At 68.9% G+C, this 14,236-nt stretch carries 19 protein-coding genes; 14 read left to right on the top strand and 5 right to left on the bottom strand.

From position 1 onward, the window contains the following. Window positions 1-35: 35 nt before the first annotated feature. From rpsG to ABD858_RS18985, 3 genes are all read right to left on the bottom strand, one after another. Window positions 36-506 (bottom strand): 30S ribosomal protein S7, encoded by a 471-nt coding sequence (gene rpsG / locus ABD858_RS18995; RefSeq protein ID WP_345039064.1) that lies wholly within the window; start codon window positions 504-506, stop codon window positions 36-38. A 2-nt stretch (window positions 507-508) separates the two neighbouring features. Next, a complete protein-coding gene (gene rpsL, locus ABD858_RS18990) occupies window positions 509-880 on the bottom strand; it encodes a 30S ribosomal protein S12 (protein WP_003948652.1) in 372 nt (123 codons plus the stop codon). Between the two features lie 470 nt (window positions 881-1,350). Continuing rightward, window positions 1,351-1,800 (bottom strand): helix-turn-helix domain-containing protein, encoded by a 450-nt coding sequence (locus ABD858_RS18985; protein WP_345039061.1) that lies wholly within the window; start codon window positions 1,798-1,800, stop codon window positions 1,351-1,353. A gap of 238 nt (window positions 1,801-2,038) precedes the next feature. Here ABD858_RS18985 and ABD858_RS18980 point away from each other — a divergent pair, with 238 nt between their 5' ends. The 7 genes from ABD858_RS18980 (at window position 2,039) to ABD858_RS18950 (ending at window position 5,646) form a co-directional block, all read left to right on the top strand. Then, the gene (locus tag ABD858_RS18980; protein ID WP_345039058.1) at window positions 2,039-2,362 is read left to right on the top strand and encodes a WhiB family transcriptional regulator; all 324 of its coding nucleotides are present in this window, start codon (window positions 2,039-2,041) and stop codon (window positions 2,360-2,362) included. Beyond that, a complete protein-coding gene (locus tag ABD858_RS18975; protein WP_345039056.1) occupies window positions 2,355-3,092 on the top strand; it encodes a hypothetical protein in 738 nt (245 codons plus the stop codon). The genes ABD858_RS18980 and ABD858_RS18975 overlap by 8 nt, the downstream gene beginning before the upstream one ends. Then, a complete protein-coding gene (locus tag ABD858_RS18970) occupies window positions 3,086-3,304 on the top strand; it encodes a MerR family transcriptional regulator (protein ID WP_345039054.1) in 219 nt (72 codons plus the stop codon). The genes ABD858_RS18975 and ABD858_RS18970 overlap by 7 nt, the downstream gene beginning before the upstream one ends. A 403-nt stretch (window positions 3,305-3,707) precedes the next feature. Further along, on the top strand, window positions 3,708-4,115 hold the full coding sequence (locus tag ABD858_RS18965) for a hypothetical protein (RefSeq protein WP_345039052.1): 408 nt from the start codon (window positions 3,708-3,710) through the stop codon (window positions 4,113-4,115). Window positions 4,116-4,247: 132 nt separating this feature from the next. Beyond that, on the top strand, window positions 4,248-4,859 hold the full coding sequence (locus tag ABD858_RS18960; protein WP_345039050.1) for a phage tail tube protein: 612 nt from the start codon (window positions 4,248-4,250) through the stop codon (window positions 4,857-4,859). A gap of 86 nt (window positions 4,860-4,945) precedes the next feature. Further along, on the top strand, window positions 4,946-5,236 hold the full coding sequence (locus tag ABD858_RS18955) for a hypothetical protein (protein WP_345039048.1): 291 nt from the start codon (window positions 4,946-4,948) through the stop codon (window positions 5,234-5,236). A 113-nt stretch (window positions 5,237-5,349) separates the two neighbouring features. Continuing rightward, window positions 5,350-5,646, top strand: a complete 297-nt coding sequence (locus ABD858_RS18950) for a hypothetical protein (protein WP_345039046.1) — start codon at window positions 5,350-5,352, stop codon at window positions 5,644-5,646. A gap of 28 nt (window positions 5,647-5,674) precedes the next feature. Here ABD858_RS18950 and ABD858_RS18945 read toward each other — a convergent pair whose 3' ends face one another. Further along, a complete protein-coding gene (locus ABD858_RS18945) occupies window positions 5,675-6,466 on the bottom strand; it encodes a hypothetical protein (RefSeq protein WP_345039044.1) in 792 nt (263 codons plus the stop codon). Window positions 6,467-6,800: 334 nt separating this feature from the next. Here ABD858_RS18945 and ABD858_RS18940 point away from each other — a divergent pair, with 334 nt between their 5' ends. Further along, a complete protein-coding gene (locus tag ABD858_RS18940) occupies window positions 6,801-6,998 on the top strand; it encodes a hypothetical protein (protein WP_345039041.1) in 198 nt (65 codons plus the stop codon). Window positions 6,999-7,114: 116 nt separating this feature from the next. Here the strand turns inward: ABD858_RS18940 and ABD858_RS18935 are convergent, their stop codons facing one another. Further along, window positions 7,115-7,543: a DUF3592 domain-containing protein gene (locus ABD858_RS18935; RefSeq protein WP_345039039.1), complete on the bottom strand. Its 429-nt coding sequence runs from the start codon at window positions 7,541-7,543 to the stop codon at window positions 7,115-7,117. A gap of 79 nt (window positions 7,544-7,622) precedes the next feature. Between ABD858_RS18935 and ABD858_RS18930 the strand changes: the two genes are divergently transcribed. The 6 genes from ABD858_RS18930 to ABD858_RS18905 are packed head-to-tail and all read left to right on the top strand — an operon-like array spanning window position 7,623 to window position 14,235. Continuing rightward, entirely contained in the window at window positions 7,623-8,363 is a 741-nt protein-coding gene (locus ABD858_RS18930; RefSeq protein WP_345039036.1) for a hypothetical protein, read from the top strand. A 28-nt stretch (window positions 8,364-8,391) separates the two neighbouring features. Continuing rightward, the gene (locus ABD858_RS18925) at window positions 8,392-9,594 is read left to right on the top strand and encodes a phage tail protein (RefSeq protein WP_345039034.1); all 1,203 of its coding nucleotides are present in this window, start codon (window positions 8,392-8,394) and stop codon (window positions 9,592-9,594) included. Further along, the gene (locus ABD858_RS18920) at window positions 9,591-10,838 is read left to right on the top strand and encodes a phage tail tape measure protein (RefSeq protein ID WP_345039032.1); all 1,248 of its coding nucleotides are present in this window, start codon (window positions 9,591-9,593) and stop codon (window positions 10,836-10,838) included. Before ABD858_RS18925 ends, ABD858_RS18920 begins: the two co-directional genes overlap by 4 nt. Before the next feature lie 29 nt (window positions 10,839-10,867). Continuing rightward, complete coding sequence (locus ABD858_RS18915) at window positions 10,868-11,791, top strand: phage distal tail protein (protein ID WP_345039029.1); 924 nt, start codon at window positions 10,868-10,870, stop codon at window positions 11,789-11,791. Window positions 11,792-11,846: 55 nt separating this feature from the next. Further along, window positions 11,847-13,052, top strand: a complete 1,206-nt coding sequence (locus ABD858_RS18910; RefSeq protein ID WP_345039027.1) for a hypothetical protein — start codon at window positions 11,847-11,849, stop codon at window positions 13,050-13,052. 34 nt (window positions 13,053-13,086) lie between these two features. Beyond that, window positions 13,087-14,235, top strand: coding sequence for a hypothetical protein (locus tag ABD858_RS18905; RefSeq protein WP_345039024.1), 1,149 nt, complete (start codon window positions 13,087-13,089; stop codon window positions 14,233-14,235). Window position 14,236: the final 1 nt, after the last annotated feature.

Here is a 14,236-nt window from a genome sequence, read left to right as displayed (position 1 = left end):
CTTCAGTCTTCTCTCGGTTTCGATGGGGGTAGTGACTACCAGCGGTAGTGGGCGAAGGCCTTGTTGGACTCGGCCATCTTGTGCGTGTCCTCGCGCTTCTTGACCGAAGCACCCAGGCCGTTGGCGGCGTCCAGGAGCTCGTTCATGAGGCGCTCGGTCATGGTCTTCTCGCGACGGGCGCGGGAGTAGCCCACGAGCCAGCGCAGCGCGAGGGTGGAGGCGCGGCCGGGCTTGACCTCGATCGGCACCTGGTAGGTGGCGCCACCGACACGGCGGGACTTGACCTCGAGCGCCGGCTTGACGTTCTCGAGGGCGCGCTTCAGCGTGATGACCGGGTCGTTGCCCGTCTTCTCGCGGATGCCTTCCATGGCGCCGTAGACGATGCGCTCAGCGGTGGAACGCTTGCCGTTGAGCAGGATCTTGTTGATCAGCGAGGTCACCAGAGGAGAACCGTAAACCGGGTCGATGATGACCGGGCGCTTCGGGGCGGGGCCCTTACGAGGCATTCTTACTTCTCCTTCTTGGCGCCGTAACGGCTGCGGGCCTGCTTGCGGTTCTTGACACCCTGGGTGTCCAGCGAACCGCGGATGATCTTGTAGCGAACACCCGGCAGGTCCTTCACACGGCCACCACGCACGAGCACGATGGAGTGCTCCTGCAGGTTGTGTCCCTCACCCGGGATGTAGGCCGTGACCTCGATACCCGAGGTCAGGCGCACACGCGCGACCTTGCGGAGGGCCGAGTTCGGCTTCTTCGGGGTGGTCGTGAACACACGCGTGCAGACGCCGCGGCGCTGGGGCGAACCCTCGAGTGCGGGCGTCTTGTTCTTCTCGACCTTGTCCTGCCGGCCCTTGCGGACCAGCTGCTGGATCGTAGGCACTACTTCTCCGGTTTCTGTGTGCCGTGTAGTAAAGCTAACCCGGAACTTCGCCGACCCACGCGGTCGGGTGTGTCGAATCCTGCAGACCTCCGCCGAGGGCGGATGAGGGCGCGGATCGCGGCGGCCGTTCTCGGACTCGCCATGCGGCTGAAGGCACGCACACGAGCCCAGGCACACCCCAGGCACAAGGTCTGAGCGTACCTACCGCACGAACTCCGGTCAAAACAAATGTCGACGCGCGGGAACGCCCGGCCGGCCCCGAAGAACCGGGGAAGGGACAGGGCGCGACAGCCCGGGCAGCGTCGACCGCGACGGCCGACGACGACGGGCCGGCGGCGTCAGCGATGCGCCACGGTGCAAGCGCTCGGGGCGGCGCCCACTACGGCCGGGGGAACAACCGAAGGAGTCGGGGTGACCTCCACCCCGACTCCTCGGCGTCCTCGCGGGCGGCGGTCCGCCCGGCGCTCGGCTCAGTCGCGAGCGGCGCGCTTCGCCTCGGCCGCGTCCCCACCGTGCTCACCTTCTTCCTCGGGCTCCAGGAACTGGTTCACCACCTTGATGAAGACCCCCATCCGCTCCTCGGGCACCCCGAGCCAGCGGGCGAAGTCCTCCATCGACGGCTGCCAGTCGCTCGGTGGCAGCAGGTCCGCGGTCAGCGGAAGCTCCTCCGAGGTCACCCGTCCCGACCTGATGAGCATGTCCCGGACGGACACCCCCAGCAGCGGGGCGATCCTGCGCATGGTCTCCAGGTCGGGCATGCTCTGCCGCTGAAGCAGCCGGGTCAGGGCAGCACGATGCACCCCGGCCTCGTCCGCCATCCGGGACTTCCCTCCACCGCGCGGGCTGTCGATGTCATAGCCGCGCTGCCGCATCAGGCTCTCGACCCAGCCTGCGAACTCATCCAGCCCATGACTGGTCATGTGCCGCTCCTCACTTCACACGCCTCCGGCCCCCACCTTAGCGTGCTTGCGCGCACGGAATTACGTGCTTTCGAGCACGCAACTGTGTCGAATCGAAGAAGCCACCCTCGCGAAGTAGTTGCGCGCTCGCACGCAACATGTCACGCTGGCTCGCCGCCGCACTCGTCGGCCCCCTGAGCCCCAGAGGCCCCACAGGCCCCACAGGACGCCCGGTGGCCCCGGACCGTGGAGAAACACCTTGCACCTGCCCGACTCCTCCTCATGGCAGGCCGCCGCCGCGTGCGCCGGCCTCTCCCCGTCCGTCGTCTTCGCCCGCCGCTCCCAGCAGGCGGCCCCGGCGCTGCGCGCCTGCGCCGTCTGCCTCGTGCAGCGCGAGTGCGAGGCGGCCGTCGCACCCGCGGAGAGCTGGTTCGACGGCGTCTGCGCGGGGCGCCTGTGGCGCAACGGCCGCCCGGTGGCCGCGAAGCGCAGGGCGACGACCCGTCGACCGGGCGGGACCGCCGTCGCGTCCGCCGGCACCTCCGCCCGTGCGACCGAGATCACGGGGGGCGGTCGTGGCTGAGTACACCGACGAGCCCGTCCTGCGGGACATCGCGCTCTGGACCGCCTCCCTCGTACAACAGTTCCCGGAGCTCACGGAGGAGCTGGCGCCCGGGCGGCGCTCGGCCGCCGGGACGACCCCCACCGCACCGCACCCGGGGCGGGACGAACTCATCCGGGAGGAGCGACGCGAGGCACTGCTCCTCCAGCAGCGGCACGGGCTCGCCGTGCCCGGTCATGGCGCCGCGCCGATACGGCTTCATGTGTCCGACGCCATCCGGGACATCACCGACGGCGTGGTGGAACTGGAGGAGGCGGTGCGCTCGCGCCTCGGGCTGCCGCGGCCGCCGCGGGCGGGGGTGATCGAGCGGCTCCGGCGCGTCGTCGGACTGCTCGACGACATCGCGGCCCACCCCGTCCTGGCCCGGCACGTGCGCAACGAGATCCGCCGGATGGCCCGCCGGTGCGCACGCACACTCGGGGACACGGAGACCGTCGTCCGGGTCTCGGGGCGCTGCCCCTGGTGCGACTCGGTGTCGCTGCGCGCCTTCCCGGATCGCCGGGCGGTGCTGTGCGTCAACCCGGCGTGCGTGTGCACCGACGAGAGCTGCGGCTGCCAGGACGACCCCTCCTACCGGCACCTGTGGCCGGAGGAGGAGTGGAGCGAGCTGGCGGACGCGTCGGGCGCCCGCACCGAGGAGATCGCCGCGGCGATGGATTCGACGAACGTGATGGAGGAGACCTCGTGCTGACCTCACCGTCCCTGTCCCTGCCGGCGCTGATCCCCGGCCCGCTCGCCGCCGAGGAGGCCGGGGTCGCCCCGGCGACCATTCGCAAGTGGGTCCAGCTGGGCCATCTGAAGGCGGCGGGCAAGGCCGGCCGTGCGCAGCTCTTCCGTCTGGAGGACGTCTTCGCCGCCGAACGCCTGGCCCGCCGCCGCCACCCGCGCCCCACCGGCGCCTGATCCCGCATCCGTTCCCAGCGCCCCGCGTCCGTCCCTGGACGCGGGGCGCTTTCGCGTATGCGGGGAAGAAGGGGTGCCGTGGGACGCCTGGCCCGCCACCGCCCGCGCCCGCCCGCGCCCGATCCCGCATCCCCCCGCGCCCCACGTCCGTCCCTGGACGCGGGGCGGTTTCGCATACGCGGGGTGGGGGTGCCGTGAGGACCTTTTCCACGACCTCACAGAACTAGTTGCGTGCGCGCACGCTCTCTGTCACAGTTGGTGCAGCGGCGGAGCTGTGCCCGCAGGACGGGCCGCAGCTCCGCCGTCCGCTGTCCGGGCGCGCTCCCGCGCCGTGCGCCCCCCTTCCCCGTGGGAGCGCCCCGGCGGCGGCCCTCACGCTCTCACGTTCCCGAGGAGAACCGTCATGACCACTCCCCCGAGTGCTTTCCCAGACGTCGAGAAGCTGGTCGTCGACGTCCTCAAGGCCGATCCCGCCCTGGCCGGCGCCACGGTTGCCGTCAACCCGCCGACCGGCTTCGACGGCACGCAGAGCGCCGTCCTCGTCAACCGCCGCGGCGGTGCCTGGATCGGCGACCTGCACCTCGACAAGCCGCTGATCGAGTTCGAGGTGTACGGCCCGAGCAAGAACGCCGCCCACACCCTCGCCAACGCGGCCCGGCGCGCGCTGCTCGCCACCATCGGCAAGCAGATCGGCAGCAACCTCGTCCAGGACGTGGAGGAGATGGACGGGCCGCGCTGGATGCCCGACTACCTCTACCGAGGCGCCAACCGCTACCTCTGCGTCATCCAGCTCTCCCTGAGCGTCTTCTGAGCCGGTCCGGCTCCCTGACGGACGCTCACCCCACAGACCAGGCCCTGCCGTACGGCGGGGCCTTTGCCGTACCCGGGTCCGATGCCCGGGGCGGCGCTCACTCACACCCCTCTCATCAAGGAGAAACCCACCATGGCAGGAACCAACTCCGCCGAGATCCGCGTCGCCGGCACCGGCCGCCTCTACGTCGCCACCGCCGACACCGACGCCCCGGCCACCTTCGGCGCCGACTCCGCCGCCGACTGGACCGACCTCGACTGGAAGGACCTCGGCTTCACCTCCGGCGAAGGCGTCACCTTCTCGAAGAAGGACAAGCTGGAGCCGGTCGACTCGTGGCAGTCGGTCTCCCCGGTGCACTACATCTACTCCGCCCGTGACCTCACGCTGAAGTTCTCGCTGCTCCAGTTCAACGAGGACACGCTGCCGTTCTTCATGGGCGGCGGCGACGTCAAGGCGGAGGGCACCGCCGGCACCGACATCTACCGCTACGACATCGCCGAGCGCCCGTTCTCCGACGTGCGCGCCCTTGGCCTGGAGTTCACCGACGTCAAGGCGGGCACCACGGACGTGGTGAAGTACCGCTTCTACATCCCGCGCGGCCAGGTCACCGCGTCCGACGACATCAAGCTGGCCCGCAAGTCCGCGGCCCAGCTGGGCATCACCTTCACCGCCATGTCGAAGGGCGACGGCAAGGCGCTGGCCAGCTTCATCATGAAGGACGGCCAGTACTCCACGACCGCCTGACCCTTCCCCCCAGGGGCGGGACGGCCCGACCGTCCCGCCCCACCCCCTCTCCTCTTCACTCACTCGAACAAGGAGTACGCATCACCATGGCCCGTTTCGACGTCAACGCCGCCCGCGCCCAGCGCCTGGAGGCCACCGGCCGCAAGTGGTCCTTCGAGCTGGACGGCGAATCCTACGAACTCCCCACCGAGCTCAGCCGGTCGACCGCCAAGGCGCTGCGCAGGCTCGACGACAACGACGTGGACGGTCTGCTCGAACTCCTGATGGGTGAGAAGCAGTTCGCTCGCTTCGAGCAGCACGACATCACGATGCAGGACATCGCCGCCATCCTGGAGGCGTACGGCAAGGAGACCGGGCTCGGCCTGGGGGAAGACTGAGCCTCGTCGCGTTCGTCGACGAACACGCCGAGGCCCTTGAAGCGGACCTCCTCCGCTACTACGGCACCGATCTCCTCGACTGGTACCGCGGTGAGCTCTCCAGCCGGCGCGTCATGACTCTGATCAAGCATCTGCCGCAAGACAGCGCCGTGCAGCGGGAGCTGCACGGCGAGGCCGCGGAGTGGTCGATCTCCGACCATCTGCTCGCGGCGGCGGTGGACCATCTGGCCGTCGCCAACTGGATGTTCGCCTGCGTCAACACGGGCGAGGACGACGACCCGCCCGAACCGCCGACGCCGGTACCGCGTCCGGGAGGCCACGATCCGGACGAGGACACCGACGACACCGATGCCCCGGAGGACGGGGAGGCGGCACCGTCACCGGAAAGGCTCGCCCGGTTCTTCGGGTGAGCCAACAGCCCTCGGAGTCCATCCCGTTTCAGAGGTTGGACTCCGGGGGCGCTTCCGGTGCTCGCTCGGACAGTTCGCCCTCCAGTGCCCGGGCCCGCTCCGAGAGCCTGCGCCCCTTGCGCTCACGCGCATTCGGTTCGGATGCTTCGGAGGCACGGCGTTGGGCTGTGGCCCCTGACTGTGCGGGTACACCGGCGAGCGGCGGCACAACGGGCCGTCCGCCCTTGCCGCGTACGACCTTCCGTGCCGGTTGCGGGGTCTTGGGCACCTGTATGTCCTGGGTGGAGAACAGGACGTCCGGGCCGGGAACGGCTTCTTCCTCGGTGTGCGGGCGCGAGCGCTCGTCGTCCGGGAGTGCGGACGTATGCATATGCCCCTGGCCCGGGCTCTGGTCGAAGCGCTCGCGTTCGCGGCGGACCCGCTCCTCGGTCTCGACCACGACGGCCGGCGGTTCGAGGAACTGGGTGAAAGGCAGCGGGATCACCTGGGCCCCGTCCACGGGGCCTTCGATGCGTCGCCGCGGCCGCCGTATGCCCTGGGCGTCACGCTGCCCCTGGGCGTATGCGTCGGCGACGCGCTTCTCGTACTCGCGCCGGATGCGCGGGAGTTCCTCGGTGACGGCCTCGGCCCATCCGGCGGTGAAGGCTGCCGTCTCGCGCCGGTCGCTCTCGGCGCGGGGCAGCACCACGAGGTCGGCGGGTGAGTAACCGTGCCGGAAGACGAGTTCGGAGATCCAGGCGATGAGATGAGGGAGGTCGGGCGACTGCTCGAACCAGTCGACCGGGGGAACGCTTCCTCCCACTGCCCTGTTTCCGTCCATGAATCCGCACTGCCTTCCCACCCCAGGCTGCCCCGGCACCCCTGGAACGCGGACGGTCCTCCACCCGTGCCTCCCATGGTGGCGCGTGTTCGGCGACCTGCGACTTCACACGTGAGGAGGGCAGACGTCAGCGTACCGCAAGGTTGTTGACACCCCCTCATGTGTTCGAAGCGGGCTCCGGCGGGCGACACGGGGCCTTTCGTGCTCGACACATGACGAAGCCACGTTCGACAACCGATTCGTACGCCAGTTCGATACAGTCGATAGAGCGGAGGCCGCAGGGAGACCCGCGCCCCGATCGCACTCGCAAGTAATCGGAAGTCAGGGGGCACCAATGCCGCAATCCGAGGCAAGTCGCACACAGACCACCCTTCACGACCGCCTCAACGAGCTTCTGCACCGCCCCGGCCCCCTCGACAAGCGCGCCCTCCTCGCCACCCTCGACGCCGAAATCGCGGCTCGCGAGACCCGCGCGTACACGGCCGGCTGGAACGACGCACTCGCCGAACTGCGTCGTCGACGCTCCTCCTGAACCGCACCGGACTCCCGTGCCCGTCGAGGGCCCGGCACTTGGCCCAGCGAGCTCGCAAAACCGTGAGACCCGGCCCATGAGGTCGGGTCCTCTCATTCCGTTTCACCCTGCCCGCTTCAGGCAATCACGACCAGGAGCGCCCCGAGCGCGAAGACGGGCAGCCCCACGAGCAGCAGGCGCCGCGCGACACCCAGTTCGCTACGGGAGCCGAAGTCGACCCCTGCCACGCCGATCTTCGCCCGGCGGGGGTCCCGTCGGTCGTAGACCACGGGCCTCACCTCCCCAACTGCGACAGGTGGCGGGTACTGGCGCTCACTCATCCGGACCGTCCGCCCCTCCTCACCCTGGACGCGGATGTCGAGAAACACCTTCGTGCGCGCGTCGGCGGTGGGTGCATGGGCCACACACACGGCCTCACCGGCGACCCCATTCCACTCCAAGTGCCGATATCGAAGGAACGCCGTGAGATGCGGAATGACAACGGACGAGAAAGCAAGACCGGCGAATGCGATGAAGGAACCCGCGACAACAAGGACGACGCCCACTGAAACCCATTCCTTACCCCCGTACGGACGGACGGAAAAATAGCAGCCATTCGGACAACGGTCAACCATTGAGGTGGAAATGACTCAAGATAATTCCGAGGTCCTCACAAGGATCGACGACGTAAAAACAGAGGTCAGCGGCGTCAGAAGTGACCTGAAGGCGAACAATCACGTCACCGTCACGTCTTTCAAGGAGCGCACCGCCGAAATCATCACGGCCGTCAAGAAAGGGCCAGACAAGGAGGTGAAAACCCTCTGGGAGTCCATCTTCGAGGCCCTCGGACTGAAAGACGTGGTCGCGGCCATCAAGGAGGAAGGACTCGTCAACAAGATCCTCCTCGGTGTCGCCGCACTGCTCGCTACATTCGCGCTCAAGCTCGACTGGGCCAAGGGGCTCAACTGGATCATTGAACGCCTCACCCGCACGGAAGCCAACCCCAATGGTCGCATTATCGCGCCCAACGACGGCGGCATCCCGCGGCTCCAGCGACGGGCCGATGTCGATGCGCTCGCTGCCCTCCGCGCGATACCCCCGTCGCTACAGCCCGAGAACATCAGTGCACTCAAGGAGAAGCTGGAAGAAATCAACCCTCATCTCAGGACATTCAACGAGCAGTCGCGCCAATTGCCATCCGCTCGCTCCATAAGTAAGACGGCGGATGCTTTCGGACACCTGAAGGAGAAAATGCCCACGGCCAACAGGATGAACAACACGGCGGATGCCGCCGGCCGGCTCGTCAATACGACGGGAACGCTCCGGGAACGCTTCGATGCACTCGCCAACGCCGCCCGCACCGCTTCCGGGGCCATCGGCTCCTGATTCCCCATCGACTGAAAGGAGGTAAGGAATGAGTCTCGTCAGTTCTCTCAAGAAGGCGGGCGGCTCCCTCGGATCCCTCAAGACGCAGGCATCCGGCGCCGCGACCTCGATCAAGAAGGTCGGTGACGCCGGTAACTCGGCGAATGGGCAGCTCAAGAACCTCAGGAGCAGCTCCCAGAGCTCCAGCACCCAGCTCAAAAATCTGAAGACAGCCTCGGACCAGGCCGAAAAGTCCATGATGAAGGCGGGCAAGACCTCCGAGTCCGCCGGCACCAAGATGGGTAAATACGAGTCCGGCGCGGGCAAGGCGGCCAAGGGCCAGGACAAGCTCAACAAGTCCATGAAGGGCAACTTCCTCGCCCGTCTGCTCGAACTCTTCATGCCGCTCATCGAGAAGGTCGTCGATATGGCGACCGAGTCGAAGACGATGCAGAGGATCATCAAGACGGCCTTCGGCGCCATCAAATCCGTGATCAGCTCGGTCATGAAGGCCATCGGCCCGATCATGAAGAAGGCCGGTTCGCTGATCAAGACGGTCTGGAACGGCATCAAGAAGGCCATCTCCACCGTCGTCAAGGCCGTCGCGACCGTCATCAAGACCTACGTGAAGATCTGGAAGACGGTCATCACCACGGTCATGAAAGCGATCAAGACGGTCATCGGCACCGTCTGGAAGGGCATCAAGGCCGTCATCACCCCGGTGGTGAACTGGATCAAGACCGCGATCCCGAACGCCTTCCGGGCCGTCAAGGACAAGATGTCCTCGATCTGGAACGGCCTCAAGGGCATCGCGTCCCGGGCGTTCGAGGGCATCAAGAGTGGCGTGTCCGGCCCGATCAACGCCGTCATCGGCCTGATCAACCGCATGATCAGCGCCGTCAACGGCGTCAAGGTCAGCGTCCCCGGCTGGGTGCCGCTCGTCGGCGGCAAGACCTTCGGCGTCAACATCCCCACCATCCCCATGCTCGCCACCGGTGGTGTCGTCATGCCCCGCCACGGCGGTGTCCCGGCGATCCTCGCCGAGGCCGGCGAGGCCGAGGCCGTCCTCCCGCTCTCCAAGCTGGACCGGCTGCTCGCCCTCACCGCCCGCCGCGCCCGCATGGCGGCGCACGACCACCAGCGCGGCGGCGCGGGCGCCGGGCTGCACATCGAGCACTACCACGCGGCCCGGGGCAGTGACCCGCAGTCGACGGCGGACGCGCTGATGTACCTGGCCAAGGCCCGCGGATGAGTGCCGCCGCAGTCCGCATGCCGGCGTTCGGGCGCGTCACCCCGGTGATGTCCTCCCTGCGGCGGGGCGCCGAAGGAGCGGGCGACACGCTCAAGCGGCTCAAGCAGGACGTCCAGCGGGCGGCCGGCGGCATGTCCCAGCTCGCCACCGAACTGCGTACCGCCGGCTCCTCCGTACGCACCCTCCGCACCAACGCCTCCGGCGCGGCGACCTCCGTCGGCCGGATCCAGCGGTCCACGGCAGCCACCGGCATCCGGCGGATCGGTGCCGCGGCGGGCAAGGCGAGGACGGCCGCCGGGAAGTTCGGCCCCGCGATCGGCGGCATCCTGTCGATCCTGGTGCCGCTGCTGCCCATCACCGACACCATCACCAAGCTGATGGAGACATACGACACGGTCATGACCATCGCCTCCGTGGCGATGACCGGCGTCAACGTCGCCATGCGTGCCAACCCGCTCGGCTTCCTCGTCGGCATCCTCGTGCCCGTCGCCGCGTGGCTCATCGAGTACGCGGCGAACACCAAGACCGGCCAACGAATCATGAAGCAGGTCTTCCAGCAGGCGCTGAAGGGCTTCCAGGCGGTCTGGAAGTTCCTCCAGCCGATCATGAAGGTGCTCGGACAGGCCGTCGGGACCTACTTCAAGGCGTATCTGACCCTGTTCACCACCGCACTGAAGGTCATCGGCTCCGGCATCAGCGGGCTCTCCAAGGTCCGCACGGCCGTCACCTCCGCCTCCAACGCGCTGCGCGGGATCGCCTCGCGCACCATCGGCGGGATCAAGAACGCCGTCAAGCCGATCCTGTCCTTCATCACCGACAAGATCCCGGGCTTCTTCCGGCACGCCAAGGACGCCGTGGCCAAGGCCCTGCGCGGCATGGGCGACCTCGTCAAGGGCGCCCTGAGCGCCGTCCTCGGCGTCGTCAAGGGTCCCATCAACGGCCTCATCGCCTTCGCCAACTGGATCATCGACGGGCTCAACAAGCTGAGCGTCAACATCCTCGGCAAGAAGTTCGGCGTCGACCTCGACAAGATCCCGATGCTCGCCGAGGGCGGTGTCGTCTTCCCCGGCGCCGCCGACGCGCCGCGCATCGACCCGCTCACCGTGCTCGAGAACCGCCGCATCCCGGCCCTCACCGAGGCCCCCCGACAGCCCCACCGCATACGGGACTTCCACGAGAAGCCCGGCGCCGGCCCCCGGTCGACCGCCGAGGACCTGCTCTTCCTCGCGGCCGCCCACCCCTGACACTCCATCAGAAGTGAGGTGACGGCCCCATGGCCGAGACCACAACCGCATACGACGCAAACGTGTACACCGCCGACCTCGCGCCCGGCTCACTCATCACCCAGGACGGACAGATGCAGTGGGCCGGGCTTCTCATCGGCCCCGGGACACCCTTCGCCGTCGACCGGTCCGGGCTCACCGGCTGGGAGGACCTGCCGGAGTACGACTCCTCGGACGCCGAGCGTCCCACCTCCCACGGCGCCTGGCCGGGCGCCCGGTACGCCAAGCCGCGCAAGATCGGCGGGACGATCGTGCTGATGCCGGAGTACGGCGCCGCGGCCGAGGCCGTCCGCGCCCTGCGGCAGTCGCTCGCCCTGCTCGACGAGGAGCGATGGCTCGCAGTGCGGCTGCACGGCGAGGTGCTCGCCGTGCGCGCCCGGATCGCCCAGCGCGTCGTACCCACCGACCAGGGCTTCGCCACGCAGGGCAGCTCCAGGATGTCCGTCCAGTGGCTGGCCACCGACCCGCGCCGCTACACCGTCAACGAGGAGATCGCCACCACCACGGCCCCGCAGCCCGAGGCCGGCCTGACCTGGCCGCTCGCCTGGCCGCTCGACTGGGGTCAGGCGAAGAGCACCGGTGACGCCGTCGTCGAGAACACCGGCTCCGCGCCCACTCACCCGGTGATCGCCTTCAGCGGTCCGTGCTCCATGCCGACCGTCATCGAAGGGGTCAACCGGCGCCGGCTGCGGTACGCGATCGACCTGGCGGCCGGCGAAGAGCTCGTCGTCGACACCGCCGCGGGCACGGTCACGCTCAACAACACCGCTTCCCGGCGGCATACGGCGATGGCGGACTCCAGCCCGGAGGAGCTGTTCACCCTGGAGCCGGGCCGCACCGAGCTGTCCTTCCGGCCCGACAAGGCGACCGAGGACGCGCTGATGACGGTCCGCTGGCGCAGCGCCGAGTGGTGACCCGTACGACCCCTGTCCGCACCTCCTTCTTCCCGCTCTTCGATCGGAGAACGCCATGAACCTGCGCAGCAGCTGGGTCGCCGAGACCGGCCAGACCCGCGAGGACACCCGCCTCACCCAGATCGGCGCGACCACCCCGGCCAACCCCGTCCAGGCCCTCTCCGGCGTCCTGCCGGGCTCCCACGACGGCCGGTCCCGGCTGGCCGGCTTCCGGCTGGAGGGGACCGCCGCCATGTCGGCGACGATCCACGAGGGCCGGGCCGTCATCCAGGGCCAGACCTCCCAGGGCTTCTACCCGGTGACGCTGACCTCGTCCGAGGTGGTCACCTTCGCCGCCGGCAACGCCCAGTACTCCCGCATCGACCTGGTCGTCCTGAGGATCTACGACAACCTGTACGACAAGTCCTCGAACCTCAACGAGGCGAAGATCGAGATCATCGAGGGCACCGCCGGCCCGACCCCGAAGCCCCCGGCCGTTCCGGCGCTGTGCCTCCCGCTGTGGAAGGTGACCGTCGTCGCCGGCGCCAGCGCGGGCAACGGCGGCATCAACTGGAGCACCTCCGTCGAGGACCTGCGCAACTCGGTCGTCGCCATCGGCGGCATCCTCCCGGTCGAGAAAACGGTCCAGCCGGGCGCCTACCCGGGCCAGTACCAGGACTCCGGCGGCGCCCTGCAGCGCTGGGACGGCGGCGCCTGGGTGCCGTACCCGTCGGCGCTCGGCGGCATCGTCCCGTCCAGCGCGTCCACCCTCATCGCCAGCTACACGGGCCAGTACCGGGACACCGCGGGCGGCCAGCTCCAGCGCTGGAACGGCTCCGCGTGGGTGCCGGCGGTGCCGGGGCCGTACTTCAACGACTCGCTGGACTCCGGGTACACCGTGTCGACGACCTACGGGACGGCTCTGACCGGCCGGACGACCCTCTTGACGCTCACGTTCACGGCGCCGGCGTCCAAGGCCGTCATCCTCACCTTCGGCTCGAAGATCACGCTGGTCGGCACGAACCTCGCCGGCTCCGGCCTCATGAGCCTGCGTATCACCAAGGGCACCGAGGTCTACCGCGACATAACAACCGACGATTACGCCGTGGTGGGCTCCACCTCGACCGCGGCCACCGGTGCCGTCTCCACCTCGACCACACAGCGCCTCTCCAACCTGACACCGGGCGCCAGCTACACGCTCACCCCGCACTACAAGACCACCAACACATCGCTGAAGGCGCATTTCGACAACTGCTTCATCCGCGTCGACCCGCAGGCCTGACCCACCGTCCGCTTCCCCCGACAGGAGTGACCCCATGACACTGCGCACCGGCTGGCTCGCCCCCACCGGCCAGACCCGCCTGGACACCCGACACACCGCCCTCGGTGCCACCACCCCGACGGGCCCGCTCGCCTCCCGTTCCGGCATCCTGCCCGGCTCCTACGACCCCAAGTTCCGTGTCGGCGGCCTGTGGCTGAACAGCAACGGGCCGATGACCGCGACCGTCTACCACGGCCGGGCCGTCATCCAGGGGTCGACCGCCCAGGGTGCCTACCCGGTCGCCCTCGACGAGGACACCGTCATCACCTTCGCGGACGGCCACCCGCTCTATCCGCGCATCGACCTCGTCGTCCTGCGCGTGTACGACGACGATGTCGACAAGTCGAACAAGAGCGAAGCCGCCATCGAGATCGTCAAGGGCGCCGAGGTCGCCAACCCGGTGGCGCCGGACGCGCCCCCGCTCTCACTGCCGCTGTTCTCCGTCAAGGTCCCCGCCAAGACCTCCGCCGGGACCGGCGGCATCCCGTGGTCCGCGCCCGGGTCCGTCACCGACCTCCGGACGACGCTCGTGAGCATCGGCGGCATCCTGCCCGTGTACGGCAACGCCGGAGTGGCGGGCGCGTACCCGGGCCAGTACCAGGACAACGACGAGGCCCATTACCTCCAGCGCTGGAACGGCACCGCCTGGGTCGCGTACCCGAAGGAGATCGGTGGCATCGCCCCCAACGGGACGCTGTCCACCGGCGGTTACACCGGCCAGTACCGGGAGGCGAACGGCGTGCTCCAGCGCTGGAACGGCACCGCCTGGGTGAACTACCAGCCGCCGGTCGAGGTGGAGACCCTCTCCACCGGTGTGACCGTGGCCACGGGCTGGTCACTGGTCGGCTTCGCCGCCCGGCGCACCCGCGGGATCGTCACCATGGCCATCACCGTCACCCGCAGCGGCGCCGACATCACCGCCACCAGCCAGGGAAACATCACCGACGAGACGCTGTGCACGCTGCCCGCCGGCTGGCGCCCCGCGCTCGACACCGAGACAACGGCCAGCGACGGCTACGGCTCCGGCAGCGCCACCGTGTATCCCAACGGAACCGTCACGCTGCGGACGTGGTCCTCCACCGGCGTCCTGACCGCCACGCCGCCGACCCGGATCGTACGCCTCACCGCCACCTTCATCCAGTGAG

Source organism: Streptomyces sannanensis (assembly GCF_039536205.1).
GTDB lineage: Bacteria > Actinomycetota > Actinomycetes > Streptomycetales > Streptomycetaceae > Streptomyces > Streptomyces sannanensis.
The sequence above is the reverse complement of the archived record's forward strand: the minus strand, read 5'-3'. Positions and strand labels throughout refer to the sequence as shown.

Excerpts from the sequence above, each read along its gene's own strand:
- ABD858_RS18940 (WP_345039041.1), top strand. The coding sequence starts at position 6,801 with ATGCCGCAATCCGAGGCAAGTCGCACACAGACCACCCTTCACGACCGC.
- ABD858_RS18910 (WP_345039027.1), top strand. The coding sequence starts at position 11,847 with ATGAACCTGCGCAGCAGCTGGGTCGCCGAGACCGGCCAGACCCGCGAG.
- ABD858_RS18920 (WP_345039032.1), top strand. The coding sequence starts at position 9,591 with ATGAGTGCCGCCGCAGTCCGCATGCCGGCGTTCGGGCGCGTCACCCCG.
- ABD858_RS18930 (WP_345039036.1), top strand. The coding sequence starts at position 7,623 with ATGACTCAAGATAATTCCGAGGTCCTCACAAGGATCGACGACGTAAAA.
- ABD858_RS18915 (WP_345039029.1), top strand. The coding sequence starts at position 10,868 with ATGGCCGAGACCACAACCGCATACGACGCAAACGTGTACACCGCCGAC.
- ABD858_RS18965 (WP_345039052.1), top strand. The coding sequence starts at position 3,708 with ATGACCACTCCCCCGAGTGCTTTCCCAGACGTCGAGAAGCTGGTCGTC.
- ABD858_RS18985 (WP_345039061.1), bottom strand. The coding sequence starts at position 1,800 with ATGACCAGTCATGGGCTGGATGAGTTCGCAGGCTGGGTCGAGAGCCTG.
- ABD858_RS18960 (WP_345039050.1), top strand. The coding sequence starts at position 4,248 with ATGGCAGGAACCAACTCCGCCGAGATCCGCGTCGCCGGCACCGGCCGC.
- ABD858_RS18955 (WP_345039048.1), top strand. The coding sequence starts at position 4,946 with ATGGCCCGTTTCGACGTCAACGCCGCCCGCGCCCAGCGCCTGGAGGCC.
- ABD858_RS18950 (WP_345039046.1), top strand. The coding sequence starts at position 5,350 with ATGACTCTGATCAAGCATCTGCCGCAAGACAGCGCCGTGCAGCGGGAG.
- ABD858_RS18905 (WP_345039024.1), top strand. The coding sequence starts at position 13,087 with ATGACACTGCGCACCGGCTGGCTCGCCCCCACCGGCCAGACCCGCCTG.
- ABD858_RS18945 (WP_345039044.1), bottom strand. The coding sequence starts at position 6,466 with ATGGACGGAAACAGGGCAGTGGGAGGAAGCGTTCCCCCGGTCGACTGG.
- ABD858_RS18925 (WP_345039034.1), top strand. The coding sequence starts at position 8,392 with ATGAGTCTCGTCAGTTCTCTCAAGAAGGCGGGCGGCTCCCTCGGATCC.
- rpsG (WP_345039064.1), bottom strand. The coding sequence starts at position 506 with ATGCCTCGTAAGGGCCCCGCCCCGAAGCGCCCGGTCATCATCGACCCG.